Genomic DNA, 19,864 nt, shown 5'->3' on the forward strand with positions numbered 1-19,864 from the left:
CAACGGCAGTTGGCGCAACATCCCGAGCATCTTCTTCGGTGAAACATCGAAGCTGGCATGCTCGTTCACGCAACTCGGCAGCACTATTCGCAGAATCCAGGTCGGCTAGAGTCATTTCGTCTCCTGCGATAGCGGCAATCCGCGCAAGCGAAGCCGCGACACCATCCCTTTATGATTCATGCTATGGTTGTATTATGGCAACTTTGCATCCATACTGATGACCAAAGGAAAATATTCCGCGCCTCAATGAGGCTCCGGAAAGAGCTAGGTCACGACGGACTCACTTGTATGTTTGCTGGATAGCAGCAGAGCACCCAGGATACCGCACACACCCGCGGCTAGCGCACAGAACACGGGGACTCGAACGGCCGATTGATCCGAGATGGCCCACCCCGCCAGCAATGGACCTACCGTCGAAGCCACGGATGACCACGAATAATAGAACGAGATTGAACGCGCTTTGTTGTTGTCACCGATGGTCGATAACAGTCGCTGCATCAGCGCAGGGTATACAAAGACCTGGGCTATACAGAACGCCAGCCACCCCAGCGCCAACAACGCGGAGGAGCTTGCAAGGCCGGCGACGGCCAACCCAAGGCACATCGCGATACACGAAATCATGATAACCCATCTCTGGTCGTGTCGCTTCGCATAGTTGGAGGCCAAAAGGCTCAGCGAAAACACCGAGATGCCCAGGGCAGCCATCATGTAGCCCCAGATGTTTGGGCTGTACCCCAGCTCGTTGACGATGCGTATTGGCAACGCGAAGAAGGATAGGCTTTCCGAAATCTCAATGAAGAAGTACAGCGCACAAAGTATCAGGAACTCGTTTCTGGTGCCGCGTTGTGACTTCTCCTCCAGCACCTGCGCCTGCTTCTGCTCAGGGATAGGGTATTGGCTCCGCAGAAGCACCACCGCGACTGATGCAGCGACCAAACACAGGGCCGCATCCCACATGAACACCGCAGCCGGCACGATGCTCATGATCATTCCTCCGATCGACGACGCCAACGCGCTACCGCCGTTAAGCCCCATTACGAACAGCGAGTAAGCGCGCCCCCGGTCGCTCTCGGCGGTAATCGAAGACAAATGAACGTTATAAGCTGGCCTGAACGCGGTCCTCGCCAATGCCACGGCAACTAGCGCGCCTCCGACAACCGCAGCGGTGCCGGAGGTCGCGAGTGTCAGGTAGCCTGCTGCGCAGAGAACATAAGCGGCCGCAAGGGTCTTCCTCGGCCCTCCATAATCAATGACGTATCCAATTATGTAAGCTCCCACTATCGCTGCGAGACCTCGCAGCGATATGAGTTGCCCCACAACACTTGCCTCGATGTGTCGATGCGCAGTCAGATACAGCGAGAGGAACGAATTGCTGGACATCGAAAGCGCATTCAGCAGCGCAAAGCCGGCCAATGTGAATACACCGGGGCCCAAGCCGGCATATAGCGCACTACCGCGTCGCAGTATGCTCTGCATCACTGTCTCCGGAACGACTCTGCCGCAGGATTGAGTTGATTGCGTCGCTCGTGCCCTCAATATGAGAGCTTCGAAAGACCTCGTAGTGGCGCGCGGCTATCGATACCTGACGGAGACGCGCGCAGAGCGTGGCCCAGATACCGGGGTCCCCGGCGTCTGCCTCTGGTTGGAGCAACACGCATTCCGTATCCAAAAAGCCGGGCTCGTACTTATCCGCCGCGGCGATATGTCGGATGGCGCCCTCCCTGATCAGCTTCAGATGTTTTGCTCCATCCGAGCTGACACGAAAGGCCGACTCGAGCGCCCTCTGGGCCTCAGTCTCAATATCGACGTCGCGTCGACCATTCCGTCTTTGTTTGTCACCAATCCTCAAGGGCGGCGCAATGAGCAAAACGGTCCCCACCTGGCGCCCGGCCGCTCGCAACTTACGCGCCATCTCAAACGCAACCAGCGCCCCGAACGAGTAGCCACCAACATTGACCACTCCGGTTACACGGGAGCTCATCGCCTCAATGTACGAGTCCGCCAATTCCTCTATCGTGGAAGGTGCAGCCCCCTGGTTCATGGCTGCTTCGAAAACAAGCAAAGTGTATTCGGGCAAAAGACCTTTCGAGAGGCCGAAGAAGCAATTTGCGAGGCCGGTAAAATCATGGACCAGGCTCAAGGCTTCGGAGCCACCGGAGTCCCTCACTTCAATCATTCCGTTGGCTCGTCCCGGAATGTAGTCGTTCAGCGCCGCTGAAAATGCTCGTACCGTGGGATTTCGGAAGAGCTCCGCAACAGGGACAGAGAAGCCCAACACAGAGCGAATGCGTTGTACGACCTGGACGGCAAGAAGCGAATGACCACCGAGCGCGAAGAAATCATCGTCCATGCCCAGACGAGGATTCTCCAGAAGCTCAGCCCAAACGAAACTGACCAATTCCTCGGTGCCAGAACCAGGTCGAGATCTCCCGCCATTTGCGCTCGAGGAAGGGACGGAATCCACGGGCAGCCGATTTCGATCCAATTTCCCGTTCGGGGTGAGAGGAAGAGCCGACAGGCGCCGAATTTCAGCGGGGACCATGTAGGCAGGAATCAAGCGACGTGCGTGCTTCCCAAGTTCATCCACATCGAGCACCGTGTGCTCGTCTCTTATGACCACATAAGCAACGAGCTGCTGGCCAACAGATCCATTCTTCTGCAGCACAACGGCAACATCCTTGACTGCAGCGTGAGTGCGCATTGCGCTTTCAATCTCGCTCAGCTCGATGCGCATTCCTCTCACTTTGATTTGCCAATCGTTTCGCCCGAGATATTCGACCGCTCCCGCATCAGTGATCCGGACCAGGTCGCCGGTACCGTACATTCTGCTACCAGCCGGGCCGAACGGATTCGGTATGAACTTTTCCGCCGTAAGGGCAGACTGGCGATGATAACCGTCTGCCAGACAGACGCCCGAGATATAGAGCTGGCCTACTACGCCCTGGGCAACCGGGCGCAATCCGTCATCGAGTATGTAGACTTGCGTATTCGCGATTGGCCGACCAATGGGAACACGTGCAGCACCTTGGTCTCCCCGAAATTCGTGAAATAGACACCCTATCGTCGCCTCCGTGGGCCCATATACATTGAAGACCCTTACGTGAGGATGAGCACTCCGAAATCGAGCGACATCTCGCGGCCGCATCTCTTCACCGCCCATAATCACGGTGTTCAGCGAGGTCAGAGCCAGCTTTGCTTCCTCGCCGGCGCAAAGTGCTTCCAGCAAGACGTTAAAGACTGACGGCACAAAGTTCATGAATGACACCTTGTGCAGTCGGATAAGATCCAGGAGAATCCCCGGGTCGAACGAGAAATTGACGGGCGTCAAAATCGTTCGACCGCCGTTGATGAGCGGCCAAAAGATCTGCCAAATCGAGCTATCGAATGTGAGACGGGTCGTCTGTATGACGCTCTGAGCAGCCGCTTCTCCGAACTGCTCATTCATCCAGGCGAGCCGATTGTTTACACCGGCGCCGTTCACCATCACGCCCTTCGGGGCGCCGGTCGATCCCGACGTAAACATGACATACATGGTGTCACCGAGGGAGCGATCCACTTGGGGCGCCTCGGCTTGAGCGGCCGATGCAGTCAGAGAATCGACCAAGATTGCGATTGCGCCCAGCTTCTCAATATTGGGCTGAGTGACGCAGTCTCCTAAGATATACTTCCCTTGAAAGTCATCGATGATTTGCCTCAAACGCAAATCCGGCCAGGCCGCATCCAGGGGCGCGAACGCCACTCCGGCCTTGATTGCGCCCAGCATGGCAACCACGATGTTTACGCCGCTCGACATCAGTAGCGGAACGACCCGTACCCCCACCGGCAGCTTCTGCGCCAACTCCCTGGCAACCACAGATGACGCGCGATCCAGCTCGCCATATGTCAAGCTTGACTCGTTGTACACAACGGCCACCTTGCCCGGATCTCGGTCCGCTTGCGCCTTTATCAGCTCGTCCACGAAGTGATTGGGAAAGCTGCTCCGAGCACCACTCCCGATCTCCATGAGCGCAGCGGTCTCAGCTTGAGGAATATGCGAAAGTTGAACTATCGGGCGCTCGGGATTGCGAGTCAGCGCATCGAGCAGCGCCTCGAAGCGGGCCGACAGCTTTCGAACCATTGAGCCAGAGTACAGATCTCGCTTGTACCGAAACGCGCCGGAAAGCTCGGGCTCTGCGCCATCCATCTCGAGCGTCAGATCGAATTTCGAGAAGCGGCTATCATGCTCAACTTCCTCGGCGACAATGTCGTGCATTTTGATTGCACGTCGAGCCGTATTGTTGAACGCGAACATTATTTGGAAAATTGGCGAATGACTGCTGCTCCGTTGAGGGTTTTTCAGCTCCACGATCTTCTCGAATGGAAAAGACCCATGCTCTTGGGACACGAGCAACGCGTCCTGAACATGTCGAACCAGCTTGGTCGCACTCATACGTTCGTCGATCTTCGAACGAAATACCAACGTATTGACAAAGAAGCCGATCAAGCTTCCCGTGCCCTCAACTTCCCGGTTTGCGGCGGGATAGCCGATACAAATATCCTTTTCATCGAAATGGCGGGACAGCAGCAAGCTAAAGCCGCTCATGAGAACCGCAAATAGCGTCGCGTCGCAGGCCTTGGCAAGCGAACGAAGACTGGCCGAGAGCTCAGCGCCAAATGAGAACCGGACTTGTTCTCCGTCGTAAGTAGACTCCGCGGGTCTTGGCAGATCGCTCGGCAGAGTGAGCAGCGTTGGCGCATCTTTGAGATAATCAAGCCAATAGCGTTGGCTGGCTGCGCATCCCGATCCCGTCAGACGCCCCATCTCCCATTCGGCATAGTCACCGTATTGGATGGGCAGGTCGGCGAACTCGGCCTGTATCCCTGCAGCATACTCGTTGTAGGCCCGGCTCAGCTCTTCCTCGAATATGCCGACCGACCAACCATCGGAAATGATGTGATGCATCGACAGATGCAGCACGTTCATCTCCGGCGCAAGTTGCGCCAGACCAACTCTGAGAAGGCAATCATTCTTGAGGTCGAATGGCGCCTCCGCATTTTTTGTCATCCAGCGATCGAGAGCCAATTCCGCGTCGGCCTGGCCCGACAGGTCCGCCATCGCAATCCTTGGATATTTGCCGCTGCCAATCATTTGGCGAACAGCATCGCCCTCAAAGTCGAACGTCGTTCTCAAGCTCTCGTGCCTCTGCACGACGCGATCGACAGCCTGCTGCAGGGCCTCGATCCGGATCTTTCCAACGAGCCGCCACGCTAGATTTATGTTGTAGACGGATTTGTTCTGATCGTAGTCATGCAGGAACCAAAGCCGCTGCTGGGCAGACGAGCAAATCGCGCTAGCGTCGTTCTCTCTCTTGGGAATCGCAAGTCGTTCGGCTTGCGGTGATCTCGCGATGAGGCGACCGATTTGGGCTGGCGTCGGATTTGCGAACACGTCTCGCAAGCTAATACTTGTACCGAACACGGCTCGCATCTTCGTCAGCAATTTGGCCGCGAGCAGCGAATGACCGCCAAGCTCAAAGAAATTGTCGTTGGGGGACACTCGTTCCAGCCCCAGCAACTGGGCCCAAATGTTGCAGAGTATTTCTTCCTCTGCGCTACGTCCCGGCAGATGGCACTCGCCGACGTCGGCGGCGTAGTTCGGGGCTGGCAATCTCCCGCGATCGAGCTTTCCGTTCGAATTGAGGGGCATCGACTGCAGAACGACAAATGCAACCGGCACCATATAGGCGGGAAGCTTGCTTCGTAGAACTCCCGCGAGAGAATTGACGTAGGTTTCGGGACGGCTCCAAACCAGATAAGCGACCAGCCGTTGATCACCGGGCACATCCTCCCTGACGATCACCACAGCGTCGTTCACCGCCGCGTCAGCCTTGATATGAGCTTCGATCTCTCCGAGTTCCACACGAAAGCCGCGCAACTTGACCTGGCTATCGACGCGCCCCAGGAATGACAGCGTACCCGTCGAACGCCAACGGCCCATGTCTCCCGTTCGGTACACGCGCTGTCCCGGTGCATATCTACTGGGGACAAACCGCTCTGCCGTGATCGGCGCGTTGCCAAGATAACCCCGTCCGACCACCACGCCGGCTACGCAGATTTCACCAGGCACTCCGATTGGCGTCAGTTCGCCATGTCGATCAACCACGATCACCCGGCTGTTGGCGATTGGTGTTCCAAGCGATACCGCATCGTGGCTCGGCGGCGGCTCTGTTATTCTGCAATGAGTGAAGTCATCCGACGTCTCGGTGGCTCCGTAAGCGTTCACAATCGGAACCGACGGCAGAATATCCCACCACTTTTGACAAAGGTCCGGCGAGAGCGCCTCGCCAGTTGGAACGATGACACGAAGGCGCGAAAGTTTTCCGATCGCAGAACCCGCACCATCAACCATCATCCTTAGAAGAGACGGAACAGGCTGAAAAACAGAAACACCGGTTCTTCCCAATTCCGCAACCAATGCATGCGGATCTGCAATCACTTGGCTGTCAATGATCGACACGCGGCCGCCGCAGACCAGGGCCGCGAAGACCTGCCAGAGGCAGATATCAAAAGAGGCAGACGATGTTTGAGCAACACAATCGTCCGATGTGAGCTTCAAAACATCGATCTTCGAAAAAACGTGGTTCGTAAAACCTTCGTGTTCAACGCACGCTCCCTTGGGCGCTCCGGTCGAACCTGACGTGAAGAATGCGTAGGCAAAATTGTTCGGGTTGATCTCGACTCGCGGCGGAAAATCGATACGTCGATTTCGTGACTGCACTCCCCTAACACCACCAGGCTGACGGATTTTGCGGCTAGCGCATCGAGCGCAGGCCCCGCATTCCTATGCTCAACTACTGCGACGCGGGGCAGAGCAAGGTCGAGGATGTACGCTATTCGGTCTTTCGGATAGCTGGGATCGAGCGGGACATAGGCGCCGCCTGCTTTCAGGATCGCAAGCAGACTGATCACCCAGTCAAGCGAGCGCTCGAGGCAGAGCCCGACCGGCGTCTCCGGCCGGACGCCTGATTTAATGAGAAAGTGCGCCAACTGGTTGGAGCGCTTCTCCAGCTCCGCATAGCTGAGAGTCTTGCCATTGTGCTCCAACGCGATCGCGGCCGGCGTCCTGGCGGCTTGCTCCGAGACGAGTTCATGCACGCAGCGCGAGGTGGGATAGTCAGCTGCCGGCGCCTGCCATTCGACCAGCAATTGGCGCTCCTCCCGCTCCGTGAGCATCGGCAGCAGCCAGACGCTGGTCTTCGGGGCGGCAGTGGCGCTGCCAAGGACCGTCAGCAGATGCTGGGCAAAACGTTGAACCGTATCGTCAGCAAAGAGATCCGTCGCATATTCGACCTGAAGCTGGAGGCCGCCGTCCTGTCTGGTGACATACAATGTCAGATCAAATTGCGCGACATCCTGATGCCCCGACAAAACCTCCCAGCCGCTTGGAAGTTGCTCCGAGAAATCGATGTCAACGAAATTGAGCATCACCTGGAACAAGGGCTGCCTGCTCGTCTCGCGTGCAGGTTGCAAGAGTTCGATCAGCTTCTCCAGCGGCATTTCCTGGTGGGCATAAGCGCCCAGCGATGCGCGCTTCACGCGGGCCAGAACCGTATCGAAGTTGGGATCGCCGGATAGATCTGCCCGCAGCACCAATGTGTTTGTCAGCAAGCCGACCAGGTCCTCGGTGCCACGCTGCCGATTGGCGACGGGAACGCCGATCAGCAGGTCGCGCTGGCCGCTATATCGGCCGAGCACGACGGCAAACGCGGCAAACACGACCATGAACAGGGTGGCATTTCGCTCCTGACCAAAACGCGTCAACCGCGCGGTCGCGTCAGCATCGATCGGGAAACTATACCGGGCGCCCCGAAAACTCGGAACTCCCGGACGGGGGAAGTCCGTCGGGAGCTCCAACACCTGCGGTGCGCCATTCAAACTCTCGAGCCAAAAGGAATGGTGATGCGCCAGCTGAGTGCCAAGAACTGCCGGCGCGCGATCAATATATTGGGGATAGTCCAGAACGAGCGGTGGCAGTGTTGCTTCGCCCTGCAATTCGTATTGACTGTATGCCTCCGCCAGCTCTCGCAGCAATATCGCGTTCGACCAGGCATCGGTTGCGATATGATGAATTGTGAATGCCAGCGCGGTTATTCGCCCCAGCTCTTGAAGGACAGCACAACGAAACACAGGTCCCTTCTCGAGATCGAACGGCTGTCCGAATTCGTTCCTCAGGAATGAGGACAACACGTCCGCGCCCGTCTCCGGGCCAGCTATTATCGTCTTAATGTCGATGGGAAGATTTCCAACGAAACTCTGAGAAACACCCCCCTCAGAGTCTTCGACGGAGAACTGAACGCGGAGACTGCCATGCCGATCTACGACGCATTGAAGCGCCCTTTCGAGGACTTCTAGTCTAACAGGAGATGCAAAGCGGATCGCCAGCTGAACGTTATATGCCGCCCCATCGGGGTCTAGCCTGTGCAGAAACCACATTCGCTGCTGCGAAAAGGTAAGTGGCAGGTGCTTTCCGCCGCCAAGATCGATCTGCCGCCCGCCGCCTGGATTTGCGCGATTTGCAACAATCTCGTCGATCCGCTTCTCGAAATCGCGAAGAACGGGAAACTCGAAGATCAATGCAAAAGGTATGTCTACGCCTAGCAGAGCCTCAAGTCTGTTCACAACTTTGGCTGCTAAAATTGAATGCCCGCCCAGGTCGAAGAAGCTATCCTCTTGATCTATGCTCGCCTGTTGGAGAATCTCGCGCCACACCTCTCTGACAGCATCAGACGATACGCTTGCCGGCGTTGAAACAGGCAAAGCAGAGTCGAGATTGCGCGTTTTAAGCGCTTGTCGATCAACCTTTCCGTTCGGCGTCAGAGGTAATCGGTCCACGACGACAAATCGCGACGGGACCATGTATTCAGGCAACGATTGACGTAGGATCTTGCGAAACGATGCTTCAATCGAGGCGTTTGGCTCGACCGAAGTCGCGAGAAACGCAACCAGATTGGGCTCACCACTTATCTCCATCTGGAGCACAGCGGAGCTGCGGATACCTGGTTGGGCGTTGAGAACTGCCTCTATTTCACCCGGTTCAATCCGGAAGCCGCGCAGCTTGATCTGGTCATCAGCGCGACCGAGCAATTCCACCTGACCGTTGCTATTCCAGCGAGCGATATCACCGGTCCGATAAATACGATCTCCCGCAGAGAAGGGATTGGGCAAAAATCGCTCGGCAGTCAGGGACGGGTCCGCGACATAGCCCCACGTGACGTGGCGCCCGCCGACAAATAGCTCGCCCGGTATTCCGACCGGAAGGAGCCTCAGGTGCTCGTCCAGGATGTACAGGGATGTATTGGGGATTGGACATCCAATCGGAATTTTTGCTCCAGTCAGTGGAAATGTTGCGGCATGTGCGCAACACGTCATCGTTATTTCCGTCGGACCATAGAGGTTGACGATCTTGATCGCCGGACCAAGCTTGGACCATATTTTGAAACAGAGCGATGACTTGAGTGTCTCCCCGGACGGGCAGATTAGCCTGAGTGAAGGAAGTTGCCCCGCTCCCGACGCCTCCACCAACATATCCAGAAGGCTCGGCGTAATGCCGACGATGCTGGAGACTTGCTGGGATTGAATCAACTGAAGCAACTTTTTCGGATCTTTCGCGTCCGTCCCAACCGGAATCACCAATTTGCTGCCCGCAAGGAGCGGGGCGAATACTTCTCTGAGAGACGGATCGAAGGATTGCGATGTTACCTGGAGAACGACATCCTTTGGCTGCAACTTGAAGACGTTCTTCATTTGGTGGAGGTAGCTGACCAACCCCCCGTGATGGGCCATGACGCCCTTTGGCGTGCCGGTCGAACCGGACGTAAAGAAGATGTATGCGAGACCGTTTTCGTTCGCTGTTCTCGTTGGTTCGCTTTCAGAAAGGGCGGTCAGATCGAGATCACTGTCGACAATGATTGTTTTTGTTTCCGGCGCCCGATCGAGACCTCCATTGTCGGCCGCCGCCAAGAGGAACGCCAGCTTTGCCTTCGACGCCATGTACGCTATTCGGTCCTTCGGATAGCTGGGGTCGAGCGGGACATAGGCGCCGCCTGCTTTCAGGATCGCAAGCAGACTGATCACCCAGTGAAACGAGCGCTCGAGGCAGAGCCCGACCGGCGTCTCCGGCCGGACGCCTGATTTAATGAGAAAATGCGCCAACCGGTTGGAGCGCTTCTCCAGCTCCGCATAGCTGAGAGTCTTGCCATTGTGCTCCAACGCGATCGCGGCGGGCGTCCTGGCGGCTTGCTCCGAGACGAGTTCATGCACGCAGCGCGAGGTGGGATAGTCAGCTGCCGGCGCCTGCCATTCGACCAGCAATTGGCGCTCCTCCCGCTCCGTGAGCATCGGCAGCAGCCAGACGCTGGTCTTCGGGGCGGCAGTGGCGCTGCCAAGGACCGTCAGCAGATGCTGGGCAAAGCGTTGAACCGTATCGTCAGCAAAGAGATCCGTCGCATATTCGACCTGGAGCTGGAGGCCGCCGTCCTGTCTGGTGACATACAATGTCAGATCAAATTGCGCGACATCCTGATGCCCCGACAAGACCTCCCAGCCGCTTGGAAGTTGCTCCGAGAAATCGATGTCAACGAAATTGAGCATCACCTGGAACAGGGGCTGCCTGCTCGTATCGCGTGCAGGTTGCAAGAGCTCGATCAGCTTCTCCAGCGGCATTTCCTGGTGAGCATAAGCGCCCAGCGATGCGCGCTTCACGCGGGCCAGAACCGTATCGAAGTTGGGATCGCCGGATAGATCTGCCCGCAGCACCAATGTGTTTGTCAGCAAGCCGACCAGGTCCTCGGTGCCACGCTGCCGATTGGCGACGGGAACGCCGATCAGCAGGTCGCGCTGGCCGCTATATCGACCGAGCACGACGGCAAACGCGGCAAACACGACCATGAACAGGGTGGCATTTCGCTCCTGACCAAAACGCGTCAACCGCGCGGTCGCGTCAGCATCGATCGGGAAACTATGCCGGGCGCCCCGAAAACTCGGAACTCCCGGACGGGGGAAGTCCGTTGGGAGCTCCAACACCTGCGGTGCGCCATTCAAACTCTCAAGCCAAAACTGGACACTCGAAGACATGTATGCTCCCGCTGGGTGCTCTACTTCCTGAACGCACGCGCTCCCATGCGTTGCCTAAAGCGCCGGCCTCTTCTCCTTTTCCGGTGTCAGCGCTATGTGCTGTTCGAATCGTGGGATTCAGCCAGCCGCAATCGAACGGTCAGCGGCCTGATATCCGTCCAATTGCTCGATATCCAAGACAAGCACTCTGCTTTGGATCCCTCGAAGCCTACAGATGTCCAGCCCGTCGGTATCTCCCGGTCCTGCGGCCAAATTGAATATTGCTCTTCCACGTTTCTAACGACCGCATAGAACCCATCAGCATCCATAGTCGCACTCCAATTCCGTGAACGAGCTCCTGTCCCAATTGATGGAGAGGCAAGAGCCATCGTTCAACACCCGAGGTTGCATTATCTTATAGGTTGTGTTTTTTTGATGATGGTAGTGTTTCGCGATTGTGAAGAGCAAGTTCATCTCTCTCGGAGAGAGAGGACCTGCGATTGTCGCGCTCGCGTTGCGAATTTTCTCTTCGGCGGTGGTCTTGCAAGGAGGCGCGTGCTGTGTCGAACATTTTTGGAAAAGACATGCTACGAATGTCAGATCTGACGAGAAGCGACATCGATCGTATTCTTGGCCTTGCCTCCAGCATCAAACACAATCATGGCGCCGGCCGACTGGCGCTCGCTGCCAAGGGCAAGTTTGTTGCTTTTGTTTTCTTCAGCCCAAGTACCCGCACGGAAATGAGCTTTAAGCGTGCCCTTGGCGCGCTCGGTGGCGAGGGCTTGAATTTTTCGGACGTAAATCCGTCTCCCGGCCAAAGGCGCCCCGTAGAACCAATTCGAGACCTCGCGCGCGTAATCGACGGTTATGCAGATCTCGTCGTCTTGCGCCATCCCTCCGCAAGCAGCGCCGCCGAATACGCGGAACACTCTTCTGCTCCCGTCGTGAGCGCCGGAACTGGTGTCGGTCATGATGCTGAGCATCCGACCCAAGCCTTGACGGATCTATTCACTATCCAGTCAAGATTGGGGCGCTTGGACGGTTTATGCGCGCTATTGCTAGGCGAGCTGGATCAACGCTCCGCAAGATCTCTTGCCCTGGGTCTGTCTCAATACGACTCGCCGCACCTTATTCTTTGCCATCCTGGTGAGCACGGCTTGGGGAGAGACGATGTTCGCCTGATCGAAAGTCGAGGAGGGCGCATCGATGTACTCAAGGATTATCGAGATGCACTCCCTCGGGTCGACATCGTCTATCATGCTGGAATTGATCCAAACGTTGAATATGACAACTCGTTTTCGCTCACTGCCCCAGACGTGACACTGATGCGGCCCAACGCTCTGATCCTTCATCCGCTCCCAAGAAGACGCAAGGAGATAGCATTCGACGTCGACAATGATAGACGGGCGATCTACTTCGAGCAGTCTGCAAATGGAGTTCCGGTGAGGATGGCAGTGTTGACCGAGATGTTGGCTCCGAACGAATAAGCCGCTCCACGCATCAATCGACAATCTCATCTGCCTTCGAGTTGTGCCCAGAATGCCGCGCGTGCGCCCCTCCCCACCCTGCTCCCGCTGTAAGAAGCCGTTGACCTTGACGCCATCAAAAGGCAAAGGCCCGCCAACTTGGCGCTGCTTCAAGTGCAAACCGCTCCGCCAGTCAAGCTTGCGCTAGTCTCACCCTGCCCGGTTTGGCCAGCCGCCGGGCATCGCCGGCGCTGACCTAACTGAGGTCCGACAAAACTCTTCGGCCTTCGTGGCAATCTGGAGCGGTATTGTGCGCCGACAAGGCAACCTTCAGGCCGTTCTCGTCACGTGCGTGCTTCGAGTTTCACCCGCTCGTCCGCTCCCCTGACCGTTCGGCAGACGATTGCGCCGGTTATCATCGCCGCTGCCGGCAACCACATCACATCAGGCAACGCGTGCGCTATCAGCGCGGCGTCCTTCTGAGCCTTGACGTCCAGGGATTGGCCGATGCGCCATTCGATCAAGAAGTTCGTCATCGTTACCGCGCCGACAAATCCAATTTGTCGAACGGTGTTGAGAATGCCTGACGCAGCCCCCGCAAGTTCTGAGGGCACACGACGCATTGCTGTTGCATTCGTCGGCGCAACCACGCACGCATTTCCGATTCCGACAAGCACCATCGGCGCGATGAAGTACCAGAACTTCTCCGGCACTTGGCCAAGACCAGCATCCGCAACGGAGACAGTGCCCCCTACGGCCAGGTTCATTGCCCATATGAGGAACATAACCCCAGCGGCCGATATCAGGAGTCCCGAAAAGACGACATTCCGGCCGGAATATCGATCTGTAAGCCCACCTGTATATCGGGCCAGCAGCATCGACATCAGCGAGGCGGGAACAATGGCGAGACCCGCATAGAAGGCAGAGTAATTCAATCCCGTCTGCAGGAAGATCGAAATGATCAACATCAAAGCAACAATGCTGATCGATGAGCATGCCATCACCAGGTTCATCGTCGCAAATCCCTCTGCCGAAAATAGGCCGAATGGAATGAGGGGGCTTTGATCTTGTCTACGCGACTGCTGCCTGAATAGAATCAGCGCAGCCACGGCAGCGGCCCCGCCGAAGGCCTGCATGACGACGCTCCAGCCCTGGCTTCGAATCTCCATGAAGATATAGGTGACGGAGAATAGAACGACAGAGATTAAGATGGCTCCCAAAATGTCGAGCGATGCTTTCTGCGCACTTTTTCCTGCCGGAAGAAATTGCCAGCCCAAGGGCAGAACGAGAAGGCCAACCGGGACATTGATCAAGAAGATCCATCGCCAGCCGACCGTTGACACGACTAGCCCCCCCAAGAACGGCCCCGCTATTGCGGCAGCTCCCGCGACGGTACCCCAAGTTCCAAACGCGGCGCCTCGCTTCTCTGGAGGAAAGACCTGAACCAAAATTGCGAGCGTTTGCGGAAGCAGCATAGACGTTCCTACGCCTTGCAGCGCGCGGAACGAGATCATCTGGGCTGCTGTCCGTGAGGCGCCAACACCTGCGCTTGCCGCGGAAAACAATGCCACGCCCAAAAGAAACATATTTCGTGTTCCGACGATATCTCCGAGCCGCCCCATCGTAATCAAAAGGAACGAGACAACCAAAACGTACGAGTTGACCGCCCACAGCAGGCTATCCATGCCAACGTTGAGGTCCGCTGAGATCGCCGGTATCGCAACATTCATGACCGTCAGGTCGATGAACGTCATCAGGAAGCCAAGCGACAGAATAGCCAGCACGAAATTTGGTGCCGTATCACGGAGGGGCTTTCCGCTCATCTCAACACTGTCTCCATACTAGCGGCACCGTCTTTTGCGTCCTTGGATTCGACAGAAGCGAGTTGACCCGCTCGACATTGAGAGCGTTCTTGTAGGATCTGATGATCGCCGGCATGTGGTAGAAGCTTGAAATCACCTGCCTCATGACTTCGTGGGTGTCCGCCGTGCCGACATAGGAGATTGTCAGAGAAGCGGCTGCTTTTGGGTTGTCCGCGTCCGGACTACATACCAGTTGAACCTCGCTCACACCCGGCGTGCCAAGCGCCACATTGCGAAGCTCGTTCACACTGAACAAAATGCTCCTCAGACTGATCGAATCGTCTGATCGGCCGACGATCATGAACGCGTCTGCGCGGCCACACCTGCAGCGGACGGGTTTTAGCTCATCCCGAATGCGATATCGGACAATTGGCACGGTCCATCCCGCCCCGACACGAGAGAGTAACGCGCCTTCATCGTCGATCTCGATGATCTGGTCCTTCATCAAATGAAAGGTATAGGGATCGCATTTCGGGTTGTTCGTACCAATCACGTATGTCTCGACTGACCCGTAGTTCCCCCAGAACTTCGCCTGGGGAAACTGGCTCTCGACGAACTCACGCTTGCCATCGACCCATGGCTCGGCCATCCAGATGATCTTCTCTATCGGCAAACTGCGGCCCGCCATCTGGACGCCCAGGGCAAACTCGTACAATCCGGTCGGCGTGCCGGCGAGGGCATTGAGCTTTACATGGTCAAATATGCTCATCCAGTTGGAGACATCTTCAATCGCATAAGGTCCGGCCGGCGCAATGATGGCCTGGCTAGCCGATGCCAGCTCTTGCATATAGTAGTGCGATCCCCAGAGCCGGCCGGGATTGAACAGATTGAGCAAGACGTCGGCGGGACCGAGCGGTTTCCACTCGGCCAGCAATCGCCCGCAAGCTTGATCGAAGGTGTTGACTGTCAGCTTCGGCTTCCCCGTCGTACCGCCGCTCGACATCAGGATTCCACCGCGGCCTTTTGCCAAGGTCCGGGTAATCGAATAAATCGTCGATGCATCGCAAACAGGCAGATCGCCGAGAGAGTTGGCCATCCCGGAAACAGGCAGGCCGCCGTGCGTCTGCAAGGATTTTGCGTGGGCCACAATCTCGCTATGGTCCAAGGTTCCGATCACACTCATTGATTCAACTCCGCGCAATGGGCCGAATGCCCGTCGACGAAGGCTTGAAACCGCTTTGTAGCGGCCTCGACTTTCATTGCGTCCGTCAACTCGTCGGCCTTATCGAATACGAGAGCTCCGTCCGGTTCGATCTCCGAAAACCAGAACCTCTCGCCATCGTGCAAGAAATCCATCGCCATATAGGGCATCGGCAAGCGTGAGGCGATATAGTCAATGGAGCCGCGAAGCTCCGACGGCAGGGTCTTGGTATACTCCGCCGTACCGCCGGTCGCGAGATTGGCCGTCAACGAATCCTTGCGGGGGGAACGCTTCATTATGAGAACGGGCTCTCCGTTAACAACATACACGCGATAGTCCGATGCGCCGCTCAAGAACGGTTGGACGACCACGGCCGTGTCAGCGCCGCGAGCGAGCCCTACCAATCCATGCAGCTCTTCGGGATTATGCGCGATGCAGACGCCAATACCCATTGCCCAGTAGGACGGCTTCACCAAGGCGGGATATTTCACATTGGCCACAGCGACTGCGTAATCCTTGGTGAATACGTCACGGCCGGCGGCAATGCGAGACGTCGGCAAATGCCGTACCGGGCATTCCCTGAGGTGCAGATAGGTCGCCATTTTGTCTACTGTGATATTGGCGAACTTCAGCGGGATCGGCAGAAAGAAGCCGAGCATTTCCAGCGCAGAATACAAGAACAGCTGATTGCAGGTATCGACTACCTGATGTGGCATCGTCCACATGGAAGTTACAAAGATGGTGTCGCGGGGTGTAACCCGCGCGTCATTGACGAAGCATACCGACCGTTCATGATCGAATTCGATATGGACATCGTCCGGCTTTACGAGCCCGAACCTGTAACCCATCGATTCCAATACCTTCCGATACGGCGCCCACACGCGCCGCTCCTCGAACTCCCGCTGCCGAGCAGTGTTTCTTTCTGGATAAACCCAGAACACGTTCTTCAACGAGGTCGCCTCTTTCTTAGTGCTCATCATTTTGATCACCGCAGGTTGACTTCAGAAATGCCTTCACTGTGTTCGAGAACATCACGGGCTCGTCGATAAACGGAAGGTGTCCTCCAGTTTTCAGCTGAAGAAGCGCTTTGACATCCCAGTTCTCACTCAGCCAAGAGCCGACGTTTGTGGGGTAAACGGCGCTTTGGGAACCATGCACCAGCATCACATTCCTGGTTGCTCCTTGCAGACCCGGTCGCCAGTCTTGGCTGAGTGCATCAGCAAGGAGGGCGGCCATCGCCCTTGGGTCGCAGGCCGCGGAGCTTCGAACGATACGGCCTTTAAGCGCCTTATCAATTCTTGTCGCCTCGAGAAGAGAAGCGGCGATAATCTGCCGGGAGAACTCACCTGAATCCGTCGCGAGGCCAGCCAGAATCTGTTGTGCGCCTTCCCTCGTTAACGTTCCGAACGCAGCATGCCCCCATCCATCGTCAGCAAGCAGGAAAGGCGTTTGCTCGATGGAGACCAGCGCCGATATTTGGTCCGCATGGCGGCCTGTTGCCAGCGCGTAAGCGACGGTCGCACCGAGGGACACTCCCATCACCGCAAACTTCTCTATTCCTCTTTCCGCGAGCAGGCTGTAGATGCCGTCGCAGAACCGGTCGATGATCCCTGGTCCAGCCGTCACTTCGGGCGGGAGGCTTTGGTTTTGGCCATGTCCGGGAAGATCGATCAGCAAAAGGCGATATTCGTCCTGAATAAGATCGATCAGCGGCTCGAAGATCGCATCGGTCAGGCACAGACCTGGGAGGATCACCAGCGGAAATCCTCTGCCCAGTTCGCGGCAATTCAATCTCATATTGACGGGTGTCGCCAATTTTTGCCGCAGAACGGCTTTGTCCGGCTTTCCGACTTCCGTGTACGGAAAGGGGTGCAGGAATACGATCGATGGCTTCAGACCGAGCGGCTCAGTTGCGGCCGTTATACGCCGTTGAAGGCGTTCTTCTTCTACGGGCGTGCCCGGAGGTTGATCCACGAATACCGTTACGGACTCGCTCGATCGCGGATCGACCACCGTTGCGAAATTCTGCAAGCGCAGTTCGGCTTGGATTCGCCGATCCACCATGGACGTCGTCGTTATTCTTCCACCGACATTGAGCAGTTCTTTCGTACGGCCCACGATCCGGTATGTTTTCGGCGAAACCATCTCGGCAACATCGCCGGTCCCGTACTCCTCGCCGCGGAACGCTGCTGCATGCTCATCGGCGTCACCTAGATAGCCCTCGCTGGTGCAATCCGAGATAAGGATCAAGTGCCCGAGGTTTCCCGCGGTCCCTTGTGACAACGGCTCGAGCCTTGCTCCGACGCCGTTGACCAGCACCAGATCGCCGGCGCTCTCTTCGGAAATCATCGCCAGCCCGAATTCAGTCGATCCGTAGATCTGACGTAGCCTGAAGCCCAGCCCGTCAGCGACGTCTGCCGCGGTTTCGGGACTTACATAGGTCCCCCCGCACATCGCCAGGCGTAGTGTTCCGGGCAGTCTCGTTCCATTCGCTCGGTAGTGCCGCAACCAATCCCGATAATGTTCTGGTAGCGCGCTCATCACGGTCGGCCGCCAGTCGGCCATAGTCTCCCAAAGGGCCGCGTCCCCGGCATGGACGTCATCCAGAATGCAGGTCGCACCGGAGAGCAATGCCGAGAACAGATGAAGATCGGTAGCGTGCGCTACATCGAGCGTATGCTTGCAGAAGTAGCGGTCCGAACCGCGCAGGCCGACATGGTTCTGCCAGCGCAACCGCTCCTTAAGGAGCTTTCCCTGAGTCCATCCAATAAGCTTGGAGCCGCCGGTCGACCCCGACGACCACAGCTTTCGAAAGACATGCTCTGCATCAGGACGCGGAGGAGGGCCGCGATCTGAGGTCGGTTCAATAAGAGCACGAATTTCGACCGCCGGCCGACCGAACGATGAATAGCTCCGTACACCATCATGGACGACGAGGACGGGCTGCGCCATTTGGAAGGCCCGCCTGCGAGCCTCCAGGTCAAAATTGTTGAGGATCGGAACGTAGGACGCGCCAAGCCGGCAGACAGCAAGTATCAAGCTGGCATACGAGATCGACGTCTTGCAATAGACCGCAACGCAATGGCCCGCGCCTACCCCCAAGGCGTGGAGGCCGCGTGCCTGCATCTCGGCGCGCTCTACCAGGGATCCGAAAGTGCACGTTTCCCCTGACAACGCCTCGATCGCCACTCCATTGGCGTTCTCCCTCGCTATCTGTGAGATAGCGTCGAAAATGGGAATGGAGCTAGCGATGCTTTGACGCGTCTTGTCCATGGGTCCGCTTCTCTGCCTATCGCTTCCAAGCGGCATACGTCGCAAATCGACAGTCCTTGGCGAGACATTCGACCTCGGAAAAGCCGGCGGAACGCAGCCAGTCCAACTGCGTGAGAAGGTCAGCGGGGATATCCAACTTCATGCGTTCCCGGCCCCTCGCCCACTCCTCCGGAGGCGTCTCCATGTCGTGCACGTGCCTCTCGTGTTGGCTGTCGTAAAACTGCTCAATTGCAGAACTGGAGCCGGCCAACTGTTCGACATTGACGAACAGGCCGTTCGGAGTGAGGCACTCGAAGATCTTGCAGAACAGCGCACGTTTGTCGGCATGCGTCAGATGATGAATAGCAAGGGCCGACACAACAACGTCGTAGCGTCCTTCTGGCAAAGACCTGCTGAAATCGCCATGCAGATAGCAGCACTTGGCCCCGTCGCCCATGCGATGGACTGCCTTGCTCAGCATTTCCGGCGACGCATCAAGCAAGGTGAAGACCGCGCGCGGCAGTCTTGCGCGTATCAAGCCACTGAACAGACCCGTACCTGCCCCGATATCCAAGATCCGTGCATCATGTCTGCAAACCGCACCGACAAAGTCCGCGCCCGTTGCATAAAGCAGGTCGAACGACGGAATTAGCTGCCGTCGGAGCGAATCAAATCTTTCCGAATCCCAAAAATCTCTTGGAATGTTGTAGCTGCTCATTTCGGTAAGTACCGCAGGTTCGGACGTCATGATCTACTTGTCCTTCCATTAAAACGCAGGCCACGCTGGCCAGCGCGCGTCACCGGGAGTCGAATTATCCCTAGTGAAAACGACCTCTCTCGCCAAGATTCAATTTTCGCTCATTGGTTGTGCAGAAATATTTGTTACGGGACGAACCGCGCGCACCATTTGCGACTTCTGTCGTCCGTTCGCGTAGCTGGCCGCAACGCCGAGAACAATCCAGCCGCGCCGTTCAAGAGGCTCGAGGTTGTCGCACTTGACTCACACCGCAGCGTGCCGAGCCGAAGACCGGACAGGGTTTGTGCGACGTGCC

General features: G+C 57.0%; 9 protein-coding genes and 1 pseudogene. 1 reads left to right on the forward strand and 9 read right to left on the reverse strand.

From position 1 onward, the window contains the following. Positions 1 to 264: 264 nt before the first annotated feature. From N2603_RS35205 to N2603_RS35220, 4 genes and pseudogenes are all read right to left on the reverse strand, one after another. Complete coding sequence (locus N2603_RS35205; RefSeq protein WP_260385744.1) at positions 265 to 1,476, reverse strand: MFS transporter; 1,212 nt, start codon at positions 1,474 to 1,476, stop codon at positions 265 to 267. Next, positions 1,451 to 6,757, reverse strand: a complete 5,307-nt coding sequence (locus N2603_RS35210; RefSeq protein WP_260385745.1) for a non-ribosomal peptide synthetase — start codon at positions 6,755 to 6,757, stop codon at positions 1,451 to 1,453. Before N2603_RS35210 ends, N2603_RS35205 begins: the two co-directional genes overlap by 26 nt. A 68-nt stretch (positions 6,758 to 6,825) precedes the next feature. Further along, positions 6,826 to 11,112, reverse strand: a pseudogene (locus tag N2603_RS35215) (amino acid adenylation domain-containing protein); the annotation flags it as partial. Positions 11,113 to 11,204: 92 nt separating this feature from the next. After that, entirely contained in the window at positions 11,205 to 11,480 is a 276-nt protein-coding gene (locus N2603_RS35220; RefSeq protein ID WP_311740731.1) for an MbtH family protein, read from the reverse strand. Between the two features lie 204 nt (positions 11,481 to 11,684). On the opposite strand from N2603_RS35220, the gene N2603_RS35225 reads away from it, so the two are divergent. Beyond that, positions 11,685 to 12,578, forward strand: coding sequence for an aspartate/ornithine carbamoyltransferase family protein (locus N2603_RS35225; protein ID WP_260385746.1), 894 nt, complete (start codon positions 11,685 to 11,687; stop codon positions 12,576 to 12,578). Between the two features lie 323 nt (positions 12,579 to 12,901). On the opposite strand, the gene N2603_RS35230 is transcribed toward N2603_RS35225, so the two are convergent. Genes N2603_RS35230 through N2603_RS35250 form a run of 5 tightly spaced genes read right to left on the reverse strand, consistent with a single transcriptional unit; the run spans position 12,902 to position 19,560 of the window. Further along, the gene (locus N2603_RS35230) at positions 12,902 to 14,380 is read right to left on the reverse strand and encodes an MFS transporter (protein WP_260385747.1); all 1,479 of its coding nucleotides are present in this window, start codon (positions 14,378 to 14,380) and stop codon (positions 12,902 to 12,904) included. Position 14,381: 1 nt separating this feature from the next. Further along, positions 14,382 to 15,542 (reverse strand): phenylacetate--CoA ligase family protein, encoded by a 1,161-nt coding sequence (locus N2603_RS35235; protein WP_260385748.1) that lies wholly within the window; start codon positions 15,540 to 15,542, stop codon positions 14,382 to 14,384. After that, entirely contained in the window at positions 15,539 to 16,540 is a 1,002-nt protein-coding gene (locus N2603_RS35240) for an ATP-grasp domain-containing protein (protein ID WP_260385749.1), read from the reverse strand. Before N2603_RS35240 ends, N2603_RS35235 begins: the two co-directional genes overlap by 4 nt. Further along, positions 16,527 to 18,833 carry an alpha/beta fold hydrolase gene (locus tag N2603_RS35245; protein ID WP_260385750.1) on the reverse strand — a complete coding sequence of 769 codons (2,307 nt, stop codon included), beginning with the start codon at positions 18,831 to 18,833 and terminating at the stop codon, positions 16,527 to 16,529. Before N2603_RS35245 ends, N2603_RS35240 begins: the two co-directional genes overlap by 14 nt. 16 nt (positions 18,834 to 18,849) lie before the next feature. Next, the gene (locus tag N2603_RS35250) at positions 18,850 to 19,560 is read right to left on the reverse strand and encodes a class I SAM-dependent methyltransferase (RefSeq protein ID WP_260385751.1); all 711 of its coding nucleotides are present in this window, start codon (positions 19,558 to 19,560) and stop codon (positions 18,850 to 18,852) included. Between the last annotated feature and the right edge of the window lie 304 nt (positions 19,561 to 19,864).

The organism is Bradyrhizobium huanghuaihaiense (assembly GCF_025200885.1).
Classification (GTDB): domain Bacteria; phylum Pseudomonadota; class Alphaproteobacteria; order Rhizobiales; family Xanthobacteraceae; genus Bradyrhizobium; species Bradyrhizobium huanghuaihaiense.

What these genes read in the sequence shown, in the direction of transcription:
- N2603_RS35245 (WP_260385750.1), bottom strand. Translation starts at nt 18,833, where the DNA reads ATGGACAAGACGCGTCAAAGCATCGCTAGCTCCATTCCCATTTTCGAC.
- N2603_RS35240 (WP_260385749.1), bottom strand. Translation starts at nt 16,540, where the DNA reads ATGATGAGCACTAAGAAAGAGGCGACCTCGTTGAAGAACGTGTTCTGG.
- N2603_RS35235 (WP_260385748.1), bottom strand. Translation starts at nt 15,542, where the DNA reads ATGAGTGTGATCGGAACCTTGGACCATAGCGAGATTGTGGCCCACGCA.
- N2603_RS35220 (WP_311740731.1), bottom strand. Translation starts at nt 11,480, where the DNA reads ATGGCTCTTGCCTCTCCATCAATTGGGACAGGAGCTCGTTCACGGAAT.
- N2603_RS35250 (WP_260385751.1), bottom strand. Translation starts at nt 19,560, where the DNA reads ATGACGTCCGAACCTGCGGTACTTACCGAAATGAGCAGCTACAACATT.
- N2603_RS35225 (WP_260385746.1), top strand. Translation starts at nt 11,685, where the DNA reads ATGTCAGATCTGACGAGAAGCGACATCGATCGTATTCTTGGCCTTGCC.
- N2603_RS35205 (WP_260385744.1), bottom strand. Translation starts at nt 1,476, where the DNA reads ATGCAGAGCATACTGCGACGCGGTAGTGCGCTATATGCCGGCTTGGGC.
- N2603_RS35230 (WP_260385747.1), bottom strand. Translation starts at nt 14,380, where the DNA reads ATGAGCGGAAAGCCCCTCCGTGATACGGCACCAAATTTCGTGCTGGCT.